13 protein-coding genes are annotated in these 17,585 nt (G+C 44.2%); 4 read left to right on the forward strand and 9 right to left on the reverse strand.

From position 1 onward, the window contains the following. Positions 1-97: 97 nt before the first annotated feature. Both R7Z10_RS13325 and R7Z10_RS13330 read left to right on the forward strand, forming a co-directional pair. Positions 98-526: an HIT domain-containing protein gene (locus R7Z10_RS13325; RefSeq protein ID WP_318105026.1), complete on the forward strand. Its 429-nt coding sequence runs from the start codon at positions 98-100 to the stop codon at positions 524-526. A gap of 150 nt (positions 527-676) precedes the next feature. Beyond that, entirely contained in the window at positions 677-1,198 is a 522-nt protein-coding gene (locus R7Z10_RS13330; RefSeq protein ID WP_005382193.1) for a YqhA family protein, read from the forward strand. A 108-nt stretch (positions 1,199-1,306) separates the two neighbouring features. Here the strand turns inward: R7Z10_RS13330 and R7Z10_RS13335 are convergent, their stop codons facing one another. The 5 genes from R7Z10_RS13335 to znuA all read right to left on the reverse strand — a co-directional run bounded on the left by R7Z10_RS13335 (position 1,307) and on the right by znuA (position 9,337). Beyond that, entirely contained in the window at positions 1,307-1,537 is a 231-nt protein-coding gene (locus R7Z10_RS13335; RefSeq protein ID WP_005382192.1) for a FeoC-like transcriptional regulator, read from the reverse strand. Continuing rightward, entirely contained in the window at positions 1,534-3,810 is a 2,277-nt protein-coding gene (gene feoB, locus R7Z10_RS13340) for a Fe(2+) transporter permease subunit FeoB (RefSeq protein ID WP_318105029.1), read from the reverse strand. Before feoB ends, R7Z10_RS13335 begins: the two co-directional genes overlap by 4 nt. Next, positions 3,810-4,037 carry a FeoA family protein gene (locus R7Z10_RS13345; protein ID WP_005382190.1) on the reverse strand — a complete coding sequence of 76 codons (228 nt, stop codon included), beginning with the start codon at positions 4,035-4,037 and terminating at the stop codon, positions 3,810-3,812. Before R7Z10_RS13345 ends, feoB begins: the two co-directional genes overlap by 1 nt. Before the next feature lie 832 nt (positions 4,038-4,869). Continuing rightward, positions 4,870-8,247, reverse strand: coding sequence for an AraC family transcriptional regulator (locus tag R7Z10_RS13350; RefSeq protein WP_213893643.1), 3,378 nt, complete (start codon positions 8,245-8,247; stop codon positions 4,870-4,872). A 202-nt stretch (positions 8,248-8,449) separates the two neighbouring features. Further along, the gene (gene znuA, locus R7Z10_RS13355; protein ID WP_176310841.1) at positions 8,450-9,337 is read right to left on the reverse strand and encodes a zinc ABC transporter substrate-binding protein ZnuA; all 888 of its coding nucleotides are present in this window, start codon (positions 9,335-9,337) and stop codon (positions 8,450-8,452) included. Between the two features lie 78 nt (positions 9,338-9,415). On the opposite strand from znuA, the gene znuC reads away from it, so the two are divergent. Further along, positions 9,416-10,204 (forward strand): zinc ABC transporter ATP-binding protein ZnuC, encoded by a 789-nt coding sequence (gene znuC, locus R7Z10_RS13360; protein WP_017634809.1) that lies wholly within the window; start codon positions 9,416-9,418, stop codon positions 10,202-10,204. Beyond that, entirely contained in the window at positions 10,197-10,982 is a 786-nt protein-coding gene (gene znuB / locus R7Z10_RS13365; protein WP_318105035.1) for a zinc ABC transporter permease subunit ZnuB, read from the forward strand. Before znuC ends, znuB begins: the two co-directional genes overlap by 8 nt. A 119-nt stretch (positions 10,983-11,101) precedes the next feature. Here znuB and sucD read toward each other — a convergent pair whose 3' ends face one another. The 4 genes from sucD to sucA form a co-directional block, all read right to left on the reverse strand. Continuing rightward, positions 11,102-11,974, reverse strand: a complete 873-nt coding sequence (gene sucD / locus R7Z10_RS13370) for a succinate--CoA ligase subunit alpha (protein ID WP_005382181.1) — start codon at positions 11,972-11,974, stop codon at positions 11,102-11,104. Further along, complete coding sequence (gene sucC / locus R7Z10_RS13375) at positions 11,974-13,140, reverse strand: ADP-forming succinate--CoA ligase subunit beta (protein WP_005382179.1); 1,167 nt, start codon at positions 13,138-13,140, stop codon at positions 11,974-11,976. Before sucC ends, sucD begins: the two co-directional genes overlap by 1 nt. 213 nt (positions 13,141-13,353) lie before the next feature. Then, positions 13,354-14,562, reverse strand: a complete 1,209-nt coding sequence (gene odhB, locus R7Z10_RS13380; protein ID WP_005382177.1) for a 2-oxoglutarate dehydrogenase complex dihydrolipoyllysine-residue succinyltransferase — start codon at positions 14,560-14,562, stop codon at positions 13,354-13,356. Positions 14,563-14,590: 28 nt separating this feature from the next. Then, the gene (sucA, locus tag R7Z10_RS13385) at positions 14,591-17,416 is read right to left on the reverse strand and encodes a 2-oxoglutarate dehydrogenase E1 component (RefSeq protein ID WP_005382176.1); all 2,826 of its coding nucleotides are present in this window, start codon (positions 17,414-17,416) and stop codon (positions 14,591-14,593) included. Positions 17,417-17,585 lie beyond the last annotated feature (169 nt).

Genomic DNA, 17,585 nt, shown 5'->3' on the forward strand with positions numbered 1-17,585 from the left:
GCACAAGCTAAATGATGACAAAGGTTGACGTGAAAGCGTCAACCTTTTGTTTTATCTGGCGTATACTGATGTCATTCAATTCAAATCGGACAACATAATGAGTTTTGAACTGCACCCTCAACTGGCAAAAGACACCACCTTTATCGGCCACTTCCCACTGTGTGTGGCGCTTCTGCATAAAGATAACGCCGTGCCATGGGTTATCTTGGTCCCTAAACGTGCAAACCTAAAAGAGCTTCACCACTTGCCAATGCAAGAACAGCAACAGTTTTTGCTAGAGTCTCAAGCGGTAAGCCAAGCACTGGAAGCAACATTCCGTCCAGACAAGCTAAACCTTGGTGCGCTAGGTAATATAGTGCCACAGCTGCACATTCACCATATTGCTCGCTTCAAAGATGACGTAGCATGGCCGGGACCGGTTTGGGGTAACACCAAAGGTGAATTCCGTACAGAAGAAGAGCAAAACGAATTGCTTGGTCGCATTAAAAATGTGCTGTCACTGAGTTCTATTTTCCAAAAAGCATAAGCACTGCTAGCGAAAATAATTCGCCTTTGAATACGGCTGAAATAGACAGAGAAAGATTAATACGTATTTGTAACAATCTTTCTCATTTTTCTGGGATTATCACTAAAATAAAACTTGTTTAGACTACCAGCTCAGTTAGAGAGGGTCATCATGAAACAAGTCTTCAACACATTCCGATACGTCAGCTGGATCGCCATTATCTGTTCTATGGCTGCTTCATTCTTGCTTTTTCTTATGGGTGCAGCAAAAACCTATTCGGCATTTGCGGTCTTCATTCTCAATCAAACACCTCCAGAAGCACTCGCACATTTAGATAAAGCAGACATCGCGATCGCTTATTTGATCAAGTCACTGGATACGTTTCTTGTCGCACTAGTTTTGTTCATCTTTGCTCACGGCATCTACACACTATTTATTTCCAACAAAGCTAAAGCGAAAACACAAGAGCAGTCGGTTTTGCATTGGATCAGAACCCCAAACATCGGCCATCTAAAAAACATTTTGGCTGAAGTCATCATCGTGATCTTGTTTGTGAAGTTCTTAGAGCTCGTGCTGATTAACTTCGACAGCTTAGATTGGACGATCTTAACATTACCTATTTCGATTTTAGTTTTAAGTCTTGGTTTAAAGTTCCTAGAGTTAGGCGCGACTAAACACTCTGAAGAACATTAATTTCGCTGTATTCACAAACAATAACCAGCAAAATAAAAGCCGCATCATTGCTGATGCGGCTTTGTCGTTTTTACGTGATAATTTTTAGGTGACTAATTTTGATAGTCGCTACATGGTGACTGTCAGAGACAAACCATCTTGTTTAGTCACTGAGTAGCGAACACGAGTCACGTCATGAGCTTTATTAGTGTCGACTAGGCGGCTAATTTTGCCCTTCTTAATCCACACGTTTAACATCGCGTCGGCGCCATCTTCACTCATCCCAAACTGTTTAGCCAGATCTGACTGGGAGACGGTTCCTTTGTCTGCAATGTATTGATAAAGCTCTTTTAAAATCATGCTACTTGCGCCTCTAATGCACCGTTTTGTTTCTTACCAACTTGTTTGAACACACGGTATGTGCCAAAGAAGATAGCTACGATCACAGCCATCCAAATACCACTTGTTACTGGGCTATCTGCGAAATGCGTCAATTGGTTGTAGAACGTCGCACATAGGTAAGCCAAGCCCATTGTCCAAACCGCGATAAAGCGTGCGAACTTATGACCAAACTCACGTACGTAAGCACCCATCGCCGCCACACAAGGAGTGTACAGTAGGATAAAGATTAGGTAAGCAAATGCGGCATTGCCAGAAGCAAACTGCGATTTAATGTTACCGAAGATAGAAGCATCGACTTCTTGTTCTTCGGCAACGGCATTTGAGTCAGTTAAGTCACCCACTTCAATGCCTAGTGGATCTGAGTAGCTCAAACCGGCTAAGTTTTCAGGGATACTCATTACTGCCTCTTCTAGGCTGCCCATTAGATCAAATTCTGCGTCTTCACCGTCACTTGGCGTGGTGTATAGACTGTTAAGCGTACCAACTACCGCCTCTTTTGCGAAGATACCGGTAATGATACCAACCGTCGCTGGCCAGTTATCTTCTTGAACACCGATTGGCGCGAATACTGGAGTTACAACTTGCGCAGCTTTAGAAAGCACCGAGTTTTCGCTGTCTTCATTACCAAAACTGCCATCAGTACCCAATGAGTTGAAGAAACTCAGAATAGCAACAACGATAACGATGGTTTTACCTGCACCAAGTACAAAGCGCTTTAGCTTTTGCCAAGTTTTGATCACCACGTTTTGTAGCGTCGGAAGCTCATAGTCTGGCATTTCCATTACTAGGCTATCACTGCTACCTGGGTAAAGCGTGTGCTTAAGGAAAAGACCTGTGAAGATCGCTGCCACAATACCAAGTAGGTAAAGTGCGAATACAATGTTCTGGCCAGAACCTGGGAAGAATGCCGCAGCAAATAGCGCGTATACAGGCAGACGAGCACCGCATGACATAAATGGCGTCATAGATGCAGCCAGTTTACGCTCACGTTCTTGGTCTAGAGTACGAGTTGCCATGATTGACGGTACGTTACAGCCAAAACCAAGAACCAACGGTACAAATACTTTGCCCGGTAGGCCGATCTTCTGCATCACTTTATCTAGTACGAATGCTGCACGAGCCATGTAACCTGAGCTCTCAAGTACCGCTAGGAACAGGTACAAACACGCGATAACCGGAATGAAGGTTGCAACCGTCTGGATACCACCACCGATACCATCAGCAAGAACCGTCACTAACCACACAGGCAAATGACCGTCTAACAAGTGATGCCCACCATCAACCAACAATGCGCCCACACCAATGTCAAAAAAGTCGATAAATGCACTACCGATGTTAATCGAGAACATAAACATCAGGTACATAACAACAAAGAAGAAAGGAATTCCAATCCACTTGTTCAAAATAAACTGGTCGAGTCTTTCAGTCACACTACGACTTAACTTGCCTTCGCTTCGGCGAACTTTTTTACACTGTTCATGCAGATGCGTGTACTTAGTATCCGCGACATGCAAATCGATATCCAAATCTAACGTCGTAATGACTTCCAAGACTTTGCTTCTATCAATATCAGAAAGACTATTGAGCACCATTGTGTCTTTTTCAAGCGCACGAATCGCTAGTGCACGATGAGCGACGTTTTGGTCGTTAAAAAGTGCGGAAACCGTTTGAATTGCCGACTCCATCTTCTCACCGTAATGCAAAGACAATTCTTTAAGTGGCACTCCTTGAACGATGGATTTATGGAGCTTTTCTCTAAACTCTGCCACTTGAGTTTTATTGGTTGCAGATAAACTGACAACCGGACAACCTAACGTTTTCTCAAGCTCTGCAACGTTAATCATCTGACGTTCACGCTTTAGCGCATCCATCTTGTTGAGGACAACAATCATAGGGCGACCAAGTTCGCGAAGTTGCAGCGTCATATATAAGCTGCGCTCTAAACTTGTAGCATCCACCACGTTAATAATGAGATCAGCAGGATGAGTTAGAACCGCACGCGATGCGATGGATTCATCAATACTATTACTATCATTACCACTGTCTAATGAGTAAATACCCGGAAGGTCAGTGAGCAAAAACTCATCCCCAGCATGCTTGAATTGTCCCGTTTTCTTTTCAACCGTGACGCCTGCCCAGTTACCAACTTGCTGTTTTGCGCCAGTTAAACCATTAAATAGCGTCGTTTTACCACTATTAGGGTTACCTACGGTTAGCACTTGATATTGCATTACACTCGCTCCACTTCAATTTTCTGAGCAATTGTTTCTCGCAATGCGACAGACACACCACGGACTTCGACTTGTAAAGGATCGCCCATTGGCGCACGTCGAATCACTTTGACTTCTGTATTGGGAAGCAGCCCCATTACCATGAGTTTCTTTCTGATATCTGATGAAAGACCATCTAACAACCGAATCGTCACCGTATCGCCAGGATTAATCTCTGATAACTTCATAGTGGCCCTTAAGAGTATTGCTAATGAGAAATATTATTATTTAATAAGTTTAGGTTGCCAATATTACTCCCCTATACCCCTTCAATCCTTGTGTGAAATCAAAGATTCCGTAAATGTTTTCACGCTTTCAAACGTTAACTTCGTAAATTTCCTCTCGTTATTTACGTCAAAATTAACAATTAAAAATGACACCTAACGAAACAAAAATGTCACAAACCAAGATAGAAAACAAAAAATGCAAATTAAAACAGTGGGTTAATTAAAAAACAAAACGTTGTCGCTTTTCTCATATAAACATGGCGTTATTTTTATAAGAAAAATAAGTAACCTCTCGTATAGTTACTCCATCGAGAGGGCAACCTCTCTAATAAATTCCAGAGGTGGCATGGCAACATGTCACTCCGGCAGCAAGCGAAGGTGTCCTTGACACCCGTGGTATAGTCCCCCCGGCTATACCACGATATTTTTTTCACCTCTTTCAAAACTTCTTTACCTTATCCATCTTTTCAACACAGTTTTCGTTTTCACGAATGTCGCATGCCATCACTCCCCCAAATGAACAACGCTCTTTTGATACAGCAATACAACTGTCATTTATTTGTTGCAACTATCAGTAAATCATTCTCTTGAAGCCATTTATGCTTATTGCTATGAACATCGCGACTAACAGATAGAACGTGATCGTGCTTACGTGTTGAGAATGGATTTGTAGGCTAGATGTGATGAAGAAACAATGAAACTTACTGCGTTAGCAACTGCAGCAATAATAGAGCACTGTATGCAGCTCCCCAGCATCTTAACTATTAATTAGGGAGCGTATAATGAAGGTTTTCTAGTTAATTTCTTGGCTTTCTTGAGTCAAAGCAAACTTGGAAGGGGGCAAACCAAAATGCAGCTTAAACTTTTGGCTAAAGTAAGATGGATCATTAAAGCCACAGTTAAAGGCGACTTCACTGATTTTCTCACCCGCCAATAACTTTTCACACGCCGTTTCCAAACGAACCTCTGTGACATAGTCTTTTAACGTTCTTGACGAGGCAGATTTAAAACGTCTCTGTAAAGAGCGTTCAGACATATACAGCATTTTAGCGGCTGACGCAGTGCCAAATTCAGGATCATGGTAATGCTCTGCCACTAATTGATAGACTTTTTGCAACCACTCTTTCTCTGGTGTGACTTGATCTTCTGCAATAGTTACAGGATTGAGTTCTTGCTGCGGTTCATCCAGATAACTCCTTTCCTTCGCAGATGGCCATGTAATCTCGACTTTGTTTTGAGCATCAGAAGAGAAGACAGCCAAATAACCACCACTCGTTGTCACTAGTTGGGCAAGGTGGTCAATACTCAACTCAGAGTGATTTAAGTTAGATGGAAGCCCAGTCGCGACTTTATTAGGTAATTGCGTCCCGTAATCAAGAAAGCTCAATGACACAATATCATGTCCCTCTTCTAGCATAATTCTAACCGTTTGACCTCGGAAAGAGCGCTTGATGATATTGGCAAAAATGCTATTGAAAATAACATCAAGATTAAAACTTTCCAGAGCAACCCGGCTCTGCTTGCTCTCATCTTCTAGCTCTACCAAAATACCCGCTTTTGCAAAGTCATCTTGCCATACATCAACCACTGACTGAGTTATCTGACTCAAGTTGTAGTTCTGACTCCCACCACTTACATCACTTGGAACACTTTTGAGTTCATTTAACTGCCAATTCGTTTTAGCCAAATGATCCTCTGTCGCAGTATCCAGAGGCATAGGTAGTTTCGCCACAATAAAGTCGACGCTTGATTTTATGGATAGAGCTACATGGTCTACGAGTAGGTTTCTAACTTGAATCTGTTTACGTAATTGCTGGTTGCTCGTAAGCAACACTCTACTTTGATGTCTTAACTGATTCGTTTTGAGAGTCACTTGAGCTGCTAGATCACGGTTAGCCTGTACAACGTAGCGAGAGCGCCAGAAAACAAGTAATGCGACGACCGCAATACTAGCTACGACAAAGCCTAAAATAGCAAATCGCGATAGATACCAAGGATGAAGGACGATAAAGTGAGATTCTAAACCAACGACTCCAGTGGCAACTTGAGACTCATTACTGACCTGCAAGTGATATTCACCGGAACTAAGGTGCTCGAGTGTCAGTTGGCCCCCCTCTAACGTTTGCCATGGGTCATCGTTGTTCAATCGATAGTACAAATTTTGACTGTCTGGTTTTGGCATCACACCGAATAAAAAACTCAGCGAAGATCCATATGGCAGTGTGAGCCCATTCAGATCGGCACTACCAACTTGCAGAACTTCATTTTCAAGCACTACTTGGCTAACAATAAACTTAGACTCTGGGGGATTAGATACAAGCAGCTTGGATGCTTCTGCTTTTACGAGTCCGTACTTCGACCCCAGAACAAGCTCTCGCTCACCAATTTCTGTCTGCTGTATAACGCTACAAATACCAGGGAGGAACTCATTGTTCATTAAGCCTGATGACGATGAGTAATGTTTCACTAACTCACCCGAAAGGTGGTAATAGCTTAAACCGACAGAGGAAGCTAACCATACACCTTGCCTGTCTCTGATCAAGCAAGCAGGTCTGGCGTTGGGCTCACTCATTTCAACAACACGTTTTTCATCGCTTCGTGTATCAGTTTTAAACACACCATAAGATGAAGCAAACCACTGGCTGCCATCAACCGCCGTGGTCATGTCTAATGATTCACCAAACTTTTCTGAAAAACGGATAAACTGGATGTTGTCATTACTGTATTGGTATACGCCATGATCGGTGCCTATTAATAGGGCGTCTTCAGTATCATATAGGCGCGTAACCTTAGCAGGCAAATACTGACTTACTAGCCACTCACTTCCAAAGTTTCGTACGCTTTGTGCAGCAGTATCAACATTGTAAAGATGGTATCCGCTTGATACCCAAAGACGGTCATCACCATCAACGGTCACATGCTCTACGGCATGTCCAGCCATAACCTGTAAATAAGGAAATGTAATCTTGTTGAGACCATTTAGCTCAAATATTTCCAGCCCTTTTGAGGTTGCAAGCCAAAGCATGCCGTTTTGAAACGCAAATTCATTGATCTGCGACTCCAACTCTAAGACTTGGTTAATCCCACTCTTTCCTGAACGATAAATCTTTCGGTCATCAGCAAACCAAAGCGCACCATCAGGACCTTCAATAGTTTGCCGAATTCGTCCTGATAGGGTGTGTGAGTCATAACTACTAAAGGTCACTCGTTCAAATTTTTTACTAAATAGCGAGTAATAACGAATACCTTGGTTAGTCGCAATCCACATCCCTCCCATATTGTCGCTCAACAACGAATAAATCTTCGTGTTATCTAACTCTAACTCAAGAAAGCTTGCAGGCGCGACTTCGGTGACCTCACCTGAAAAAAATGAGTACAAATAAAGGCCATGCTCTGTCCCCACCCAATACTCTTGATTTGTCTCTGCGAATGTCAAAACATGTGAGCCGCCAATTCTAATCACTTCTTTATCAGGCTGGTAAATGTTGAAAATTAAAGCGCCACGCAATGTACCTATCAAAATTTCTCTTCGCGTGTGTGAATAATAGACTTTCTCAATGTAGTTTTGACCTGAGGCAGCGACATGGTCAAACTTATCACCTTCAGAAAGATAGAAGCCGGAAGTCGTTGCTAGTGCCCACTTCGTTTCAACTAGCACCGCATCATTAATGTAAACGTAGCTATTATTACTATGTTGATAGAGCTGCAATAGAGAGAAAGAGTTTAACTCGCTAGTGTCGATATTGTAGGTATAGAAATGCGCGCCATCACTCACCCAAATATAGTTCTTTGAAGACCCTATTTTTCTTATTTGTGAGCCTGGATTTAAACTAAAGACTAAACGTCGCTCCTGATTTGGATAAGTTCGATAGACCTCATTTTCAATAAAGGTCCAAAAAGCACCTTTATGATAAGCCAACTGCTTGGCCGACGTTTGTAGGAAGCTACCTGATTTAGGCAATATAGTTTGACCATCGTAAAACAGGACTCTCCCGTGTACGTCATGAATCCACAAACCGCCCTTTTCACCCAAGAACAACTTTTTAGCCGCGATAAAAGTACCCTTTGCCTGAGTTGGCAAAGGGTAAAAGATTGCATTTGCATTATGAAGCGCAAATGCTTGGTAGGATAAGATAAAGCCCAACAGAGCAAGGGCTAATTGGCGTAGCAAGACGAAAACCTTTTGTATCAATTTGTGCTCTGAAAGTGACCGTTCATCGTTTGTAAAACATGGATTTATACGGTTATTTTGAGCTGATAATTATTGGTAATGATATCTCAATTACTTTCTGAGAAAAGGCTCGCCTTACCAAAGGTTGTAATTCTTACTACTGGATCACGTTAAAAAGACTACTCCTACATTACGACAGCACTTAATCTGACTTTTTGTTCAAGCATTGCTCAAAACTATTCGCCATATTGTTGAGAAAAGTAAAGTAACTGCCAGGTTTTGCTTCAATTGTACTCCCTAACGGGTCAAGCTCGCCTTTAGCGACATCACTGCCTCTCATTACGCTCTGAACGACAGCCGGGGTAAACTGAGGTTCAGAAAATACACAAGCCACATCTCCACCACTTAGCTTTTGACGAATTTGAATTAAGGTCTTCGCTCCTGGCTTGCGTTCTGGGCTCACAGTAAAATGCCCCATTTGATTTAGTTCATAACGATCTTCGAAATAACCGTAAGCATCATGGAATACAAAGTAACCTTTGCTTTTTACTGGTGCCAGCTTCTGCTTTATCTGTTGGTCAGTGTCTTTTAGCTCGAGTTCAAACTTTTTGAGGTTCGCTTGATATTGAGCTGCATTTTCCGGATCAAGTGATACAAGTTGATTCACAACAGCCTTGGCCACTTGTTGTGCTTGGCTTACACCTAGCCAAAAGTGCGGATCATGTGAGCCATGATCGTGCCCATCATGGTCATGGTTGTGCTCACTATCAAATTCACGCAATTCTAGATTTGGAATTTGACTAATAGTCAAAGTATTCGATCTATCCGAAACAACTTTCTCTAGAAACGGTTCAAGATCATGTCCGTACCAGATAACCAAATCAGCCGAAGCGACCTTTTTAACATCCGATGGACGCAAAGCATAGTCATGGGGTGATGTGTTAGACTGCAATAGCACGTCTGGTGAAGTTACTCCTTGAGTAAGCTCTGTTACTAACAACTGAATAGGTTTGATACTCGTCAGTACCGTTACCGCCTGTGCTGGCAGTGTTAACATTGCTGAGGCAGCAAGAATTAATGCTCTTTTCATAGTTTTACTTGGGATATGGCGTGGAAAGTGAGATAATGTTACATTATAACATTATTGATTTACAAATGAGTTTCATTCATGTCTTCCTTAGTCCATCTTGAGCAGTTATGCGTCGAGTTCGATGGCCGCAGAGTTCTCGATAACATTAGTATGGAATTAGAAAAGGGCAAAATAACTACCCTAATTGGTCCCAATGGAGCGGGAAAATCAACGTTAGTCAAAGTTATCTTAGGTCTTCAAAAGCCAACTAGCGGCAAGTTGAACCGACAAAGAAAACTGAAAATTGGTTACGTTCCTCAAAAGTTGAAGCTCAATGACTCCCTTCCATTGAATGTAACCCGCTTTCTAAATTTAGCAGGAAAATACAGTAAGCAGGAGTGCATTGATGCATTACGGCTTGTTGGCGCTGAACATTTACTTAATAGTAATATGCATCGCTTATCCGGTGGTGAAAACCAACGAGTGTTACTGGCTCGCGCTCTGCTTCAACGTCCTCAGCTATTGGTATTAGACGAACCAGCTCAGGGGGTGGATATCCAAGGTCAAATCGATCTCTATGACTTAATTGAGAGCATTCGTCACCGCTTTGATTGTGGCGTATTTATGGTATCGCATGACTTACATTTAGTGATGGCGAAAACGGACGATGTTATTTGTCTGCATCACCATGTTTGCTGCTCAGGTTCACCTGCCACTATTACTCAGCACCCTTCTTACATCGCACTATTTGGCAATGCAGCGAGAGAGTCTCTCGCGTTTTATCATCACGACCATGAGCACCATCATCACGATTTATCCGGAACGCCAGTAAGCGGTGATGCGATATCATGCTCCCACCATAAACACGGACATCACCATCATGATTGAGTTTCTCCTACCTTCTATTCTTGCTGGTATTGGTATCGCGATCATTGCCGGTCCACTTGGGTCATTTGTCGTTTGGCGTAAAATGGCTTACTTCGGAGATACCCTAGCTCATGCATCGTTAATGGGCCTAGCGCTGGGCTTCTTGCTCAACGTAAATCTCTACCTTGCGCTACTCGTCTGCTGTTTAGCTCTGGCCGTTTTGCTTGTCACTCTGCAAAAGCAACAACTTGTGGCTACAGACACGTTGTTAGGTATCTTGGCACACAGTGCACTCTCTATCGGTTTAGTATCGGTTAGCTTTTTGGAAAACGTGCGCGTCGATTTAATGAGCTACCTATTTGGGGACTTACTTGCCGTCTCTCCACAAGATCTGATGTTTATTTACGCAGGTGTTGTTGCGGTGAGTACGTGTTTGTACGTCTTCTGGCGCCCACTGCTTTCTAGCACTGTTAGTGAAGAACTTGCCGCTGTTGAGGGCGTGAATACAGACTTAGTTCGATTGGTGTTAATGCTAATGGTGGGTGTAGTAATCGCAGTAGGTATGAAGTTCGTTGGCGCGTTGATCATGACTTCGCTCCTAATTATCCCAGCAGCAACAGCACGTAAAGTCTCTTCATCACCAGAGCAAATGGCATTGTTCGCATCTATTATTGGCTCAGTGGCAGTACTGATGGGGCTTAGCCTATCATGGCACTTCGATACACCGGCCGGCCCTTCTGTAGTGATCAGCGCAACATCCTTATTTATGCTGAGCCAGCTGATTAAAAGCAAAGCATAATCGCATTGAGCATTAAACGCGAAAGACCTTGCTAACAACAAACATAAACCCACGGAAACGGAAAAAGAAAAGCCTGCGAAGTCGCAGGCTTTTTAATACTTATTAAGTAGTGTGGTCGATTACCAACCCGTCACTTCACGTAGACCTTGGCCAATCTCTGCTAGAGATTTCACAGTTTTAACGCCAGCCGCTTCTAGTGCAGCAAATTTGTCTTCAGCAGTACCTTTACCACCAGAGATAATCGCACCAGCATGGCCCATACGCTTACCAGGAGGTGCAGTTACACCAGCAATGTAAGAAACCACTGGCTTCGTTACATTTTCTTTAATGTATGCTGCTGCTTCTTCTTCTGCAGTACCACCGATCTCACCGATCATAACGATCGCTTCTGTCTCAGGGTCTTCTTGGAACAGTTTTAGGATATCAATGAAGTTTGAACCCGGGATTGGGTCACCACCGATACCAACACAAGTAGACTGGCCGAAACCTTCGTCAGTGGTTTGTTTGACTGCTTCGTAAGTTAGAGTACCGCTACGAGATACGATACCTACTTTACCTTTCTTGTGAATGTGACCAGGCATGATACCGATCTTACACTCATCAGGAGTGATAACACCCGGACAGTTAGGACCGATCATGCGAACGCCAGTTTCTTCTAGCTTCACTTTTACGTCGATCATATCTGTAGTAGGGATACCTTCAGTAATCGTTACGATTAGCTCGATACCCGCGTCAATCGCTTCTAGGATTGCATCTTTACAGAAAGGTGCTGGTACGTAGATGACTGTCGCTGTTGCGCCAGTCGCTTCTACTGCTTCGCGTACTGTGTTGAATACAGGTAGACCTAGGTGAGTTTGGCCGCCTTTACCTGGAGACACACCACCAACCATTTGCGTACCGTATGCGATAGCTTGCTCTGAGTGGAAAGTACCTTGACCACCAGTGAAACCCTGACAGATTACTTTAGTGTCTTTGTTAATTAATACAGACATTATTTAGCCTCCGCAGCAGCAACAACTTTCTGAGCAGCGTCAGTTAGCGACTCAGCAGCAATGATATCAACATCAGAATTAGCAAGAACTTCGCGACCTAGGTCAGCGTTAGTACCTTCAAGACGAACAACAACAGGTACGCTTACACCTACCTCTTTAACCGCACCGATAATACCTTCTGCGATCATGTCACAACGTACAATACCACCGAAGATGTTAACAAGTACCGCTTTCACATTGTCATCAGATAGGATGATCTTGAATGCTTCAGCAACACGCTCTTTCGTCGCGCCGCCACCTACATCTAAGAAGTTAGCTGGTTTGCCGCCGTGTAGGTTTACGATATCCATCGTACCCATTGCTAGGCCTGCACCGTTAACCATACAGCCAACGTTACCGTCTAGTGCTACGTAGTTCAGCTCCCACTGAGCTGCGTGTGCTTCACGCTCATCTTCTTGTGAAGGATCGTGCATTTCACGAAGCTTAGGCTGACGATACAGTGCGTTTGAGTCGATGTTGATCTTACCGTCAAGACATAGCAAGTTGCCTTCGCCAGTAATCACAAGTGGGTTGATCTCTAGCAGAGCAAGATCGTACTGAGAGAACATAGTGCCAAGACCCATAAAGATCTTAACGAATTGTTTGATTTGGTCGCCTTCAAGACCAAGTTTGAACGCTAGCTCACGACCTTGGTAAGCTTGTGGACCTACTAGTGGGTCAATTGCTGCTTTGTGGATGAGTTCCGGCGTTTCTTCCGCAACTTTTTCAATTTCCACACCACCTTCGGTAGAAGCCATGAAAACAATCTTACGGCTAGCACGGTCAACTACCGCACCTAGGTATAGTTCGTTCGCAATATTTGAAGCTTCTTCAACAAGGATTTTTGTTACTGGCTGACCGTTAGCGTCAGTTTGGTAAGTCACTAGGTTTTTACCTAACCACTTCTGTGCAAACTCTTTAACGCCTTCTTTTGTATCGTGTAGCTCTACGCCACCCGCTTTACCACGGCCACCAGCGTGAACCTGACATTTAACTACTTTCTTGGCTGTACTAATACGGCCTGCGGCTTCAAAAGCTTCTTGTGGTGTATCACACGCGTAGCCTTCTGGCACAGGCAAACCGAATTCTGCAAACAGCTGTTTGGCTTGGTATTCATGCAAATTCATTTCGATATTCCGTTTGTTTTTCCCTTAAGGGATTTATTATTTCCATAACGCTGCAGTCTTGGCTGCTTGTACGTCTGTAGGGTCTTCTCAAATAAATCCTTCATCATGAGTTCTCATACTGAAGGATTCAAATGAAGGCCAAACGTTGAGCTAGTCTAGCCATTGAAATTTTTAACGTCTAGCTACCTACGATAACTAGACGTTTTAGCGATATTAAACGTCTAATAGGAGACGTGCTGGGTCCTCTAGTAACTCTTTAATCGTTACTAGGAAACCAACTGATTCACGACCGTCAATTAGGCGGTGATCGTAAGATAACGCTAGGTACATCATCGGCAAGATTTCAACTTTGCCATCCACTGCCATCGGACGCTCTTGGATCTTATGCATACCAAGAATCGCTGATTGAGGTGGGTTGATGATTGGTGTAGACATAAGTGAACCAAACACACCACCGTTTGTGATAGTGAAGTTACCGCCCATTAGCTCGTCTACCGTTAGCTTGCCATCACGACCTTTGATAGCCAGCTCTTTGATGCCTTTTTCAACATCAGCGAAACCAAGCTTGTCACAGTCTTTTAGGACAGGTGTAACTAGACCACGTGGCGTTGATACCGCCATGCTAATGTCGAAGTAGTTGTGGTAAACAATGTCATCGCCATCAATCGAAGCATTTACTTCTGGGTAACGCTTAAGCGCTTCTGTTACTGCTTTCACGTAGAAAGACATGAAGCCTAAACGAATACCGTGACGCTCTTCGAACTGATCTTTGTACTGCTTACGAAGGTCCATGATTGGTTTCATGTTCACTTCGTTAAACGTCGTTAGCATTGCCGTGTTGTTCTTCGCTTCTAGCAGACGGTTAGCAACTGTCTTACGAAGGCGAGTCATTGGAACACGTTTCTGACTGCGAGCCGCTGCCGGCACGTCAACCACTGCTGGCGAGTCTTCTTTTGACGCAGATTTAGCGTTCGCAAGATGCGCTTCAATATCTTCGCGCGTAATACGACCACCAACACCAGTGCCTTTCACTTGGCTTGCTTCTAAGCCATGTTCAGCCAATAAACGGCGCACTGCTGGGCTTAGTGCGTCATTACTTTCTTCGCTAAGCGCAGCTTTGTGACGCTTATCAGGAGATGCTTCAGTACCTTCTGTTTTGTCTGCAGTTGGTTCACCTGCAACTGCGCCTGGCTTCAATTTAGCAATGATTTGTTTAGAAAGTACTGTCGCACCTTCTGCTTCAACAATAGCTTCTAAAACGCCAGCTTCCGGAGCTGGAACTTCTAGCACAACTTTGTCTGTTTCGATGTCAACCAAAACCTCGTCACGCTCTACTGCGTCGCCTGGTTGTTTGTGCCATGTCGCTACGGTTGCATCAGCAACTGATTCAGGTAAATCTGGAACCAGAATTTCAATTGTCATATCTGTTTCTTCCTTTAACTTCTAATTCTTAATTCGAAGTTTTTGAGTTCACGTTCAGAGCGTCTTCAACCAACGCTTTTTGTTGTTTCAAGTGCACCGACATGTAGCCAACTGCTGGCGAAGCAGAAGCTGGGCGACCTGCGTATTTAAGATTTGCACCTGCAGGAATAGCGGCACGGAAGTTATGTTGGCTACAGTACCAAGCACCTTGGTTCTGAGGTTCTTCCTGACACCACACGAAGTCTTCAACGTTAGTGTATTGAGCAATTGCTGCTTGTACTTCTTCCATTGGGAATGGGTAAAGCTGTTCAATACGCACGATAGCAACATCGTCTTGCTCGTTGTTACGGCGCTGCTCTAGTAGGTCAAAGTAAACCTTACCAGCACAGAACACGACACGTTTCACTTTGCTTGGTTCTAAATCATCTACTTCTGGAATTGCAGATTGGAATGTACCATCCGCCAAGTCTTCAATCGTTGAAGTACATAGAGGGTGGCGCAGCAAAGATTTCGGCGACATAACAATGAGAGGTCGACGCATTGGGCGTACAACCTGACGACGAATCATGTGGTACACCTGAGCCGGTGTTGAAGGAACCACAACCTGCATATTTTGCTCAGCACAAAGCTGAAGGTAACGCTCTAAACGTGCAGATGAGTGCTCAGGACCTTGACCTTCATAACCATGAGGTAGAAGCATAGTAAGACCGCACAAACGCGCCCACTTTTGCTCGCCTGACGAGATAAACTGGTCGATAACAACTTGTGCACCGTTGGCAAAATCACCAAACTGTGCTTCCCAGATAGTTAAACCACCTGGTTCGGCTGTTGCGTAACCGTATTCAAACGCCAACACAGCTTCTTCTGACAATACTGAGTCAAAGACTTGGAATGGCCCTTGGTTGTCATGAATATTCGCTAATGGAATGTAAGTGCTTGCATCGGTTTGGTTATGAAGAACCGAGTGACGGTGGAAGAAAGTACCACGACCCGAGTCCTGACCAGAAAGACGAATACGCTTGCCATCGTCAACCAATGTAGCATACGCCAATGTTTCAGCCATACCCCAGTCAATAGCTTTTTCACCGGTCATCATTGCTAGACGATCGTTGTATAGCTTATTAACACGGCTTTGCAGTTTATGGCTTTCTGGGTACTGACACAGACGATTGCCTAGCTCAATAAGGCGTGTCTTGTCGTATTTTGAATCCCACTCCATATCCCATTCGTGCCCTAAGTAAGGGGACCAGTCTACAGAGTGCAACGCCATTGGACGCCATTCTTTAACAACCACTTCACCGCGATCCAATGCATCGCGATACTCATTGACTAACTGAGTCGCTGTCTCGATATCTGACTCATTTTTGTCGATCAGAACATCTGCATACAATTTGCGTGGTGTAGGATGCTTTTTGATTTTCTGGTACATCAAAGGCTGAGTCGCATTTGGCTCATCCGCCTCATTGTGACCGTGGCGACGGTAACATACAAGATCGATCACGACATCGCGCTTGAACTCGTTACGGTAATCCAATGCAATGCGAGTAACAAAAGCAACTGCTTCAGGGTCATCTGCATTTACATGGAAAATTGGCGCCTGCACCATCTTCGCGATGTCGGTACAGTACATCGTAGAACGCGTGTCACGAGGATTAGACGTCGTAAAGCCTACTTGGTTGTTGATGACGATACGTACCGTACCACCAACTTGGAACCCACGAGCAAGAGACATGTTGAAAGTTTCGGCAACCACACCCTGACCAGCGATTGCTGAATCACCGTGGATGGTGATAGGAAGCACTTTGCTACCTTGATTATCACCCAAGCGGTCTTGACGTGCTCGAACTGAGCCCATGACTACCGGGTTTACGATTTCTAGGTGCGATGGGTTAAATGCAAGTGCTAAGTGAACATCACCGCCTGGAGTCGCAAAATCAGCAGAGAAACCTTGGTGATATTTCACATCACCCGTACCCCAAGTTTCGTCGTGTTTACCTGCGAACTCATCAAACAGGTCTTGAGGTTTCTTACCAAGTACGTTCACCAGCATGTTCAAACGACCGCGGTGAGCCATACCGATAACCACTTCACGCATTCCACTTGTACCCGCATGACGGATCAACTCTTTCGTCATCGGAATCAGCGCATCACCACCTTCTAAAGAGAAACGTTTTGCACCTGGGAATTTCGCCCCGAGGTAACGCTCCAAACCTTCAGCGGCTGTTAGCTCTTCTAGGAATGTGCGCTTCTCATCTTTGTTGAATGATGGCTGGCCTACGACAGACTCAAGGCGTTGCTGAATCCAACGCTTTTGCTCTGTGTCAGTCATGTGCATGTATTCAGCACCGATGGAACCGCAATAAGTTTTGTTGAGGGCTTCATAGATATCTTTCAACTTCATGGTTTCTTGCCCAACAGCAAAAGAACCTACGTTGAAAGTTTCTTCGAAGTCATCTTCGGTAAGATTATGAAAAGCAGGGTCTAACTCCGCCACTGTTGGGCGTTGCCATAGACCTAGTGGGTCTAATTCTGCAGCTTCATGCCCGCGGAAACGGTATGCGTTGATTAGCTGTAGAACTTTTACTTGTTTTGCATCGACATCTGGGTCACTAACTTGGACATTGTAATGCTTTGTTTCTCTAGCGAGTCGTCGGAAGTAGTCACGGACACGTGAATGTGGTTGTTCTGCCACTTCTTCTGATGGCTTAGGCAAGCCTTCAAAAACACGTTTCCACTCCTCACTTACCAGATCGGGATCACTTAGATACAGTTCGTAGAGGTCCTCTACATACGTTGCATTGGCGCCAGCCAAGTGTGAAGACTCGAGCCATGCCTTCATCACGCCGTTGTGCATATTTTCCCTTAACCAGTAGTTTTCACGTTTGCTTCGGTCTTTGCCGAGCTATAAGAGCCGACTAAAAATACGGTCGGCAATTTTTGTATTCTTTACTCGAATATTACTGAAGCAGTGAAGCGGTCATATCGGGTGATCCGCAACACTGCGACATTCCTAAGAGCGAGTA

Source organism: Vibrio sp. Vb1018 (assembly GCF_033338775.1).
Taxonomy (GTDB): domain Bacteria; phylum Pseudomonadota; class Gammaproteobacteria; order Enterobacterales; family Vibrionaceae; genus Vibrio; species Vibrio alginolyticus.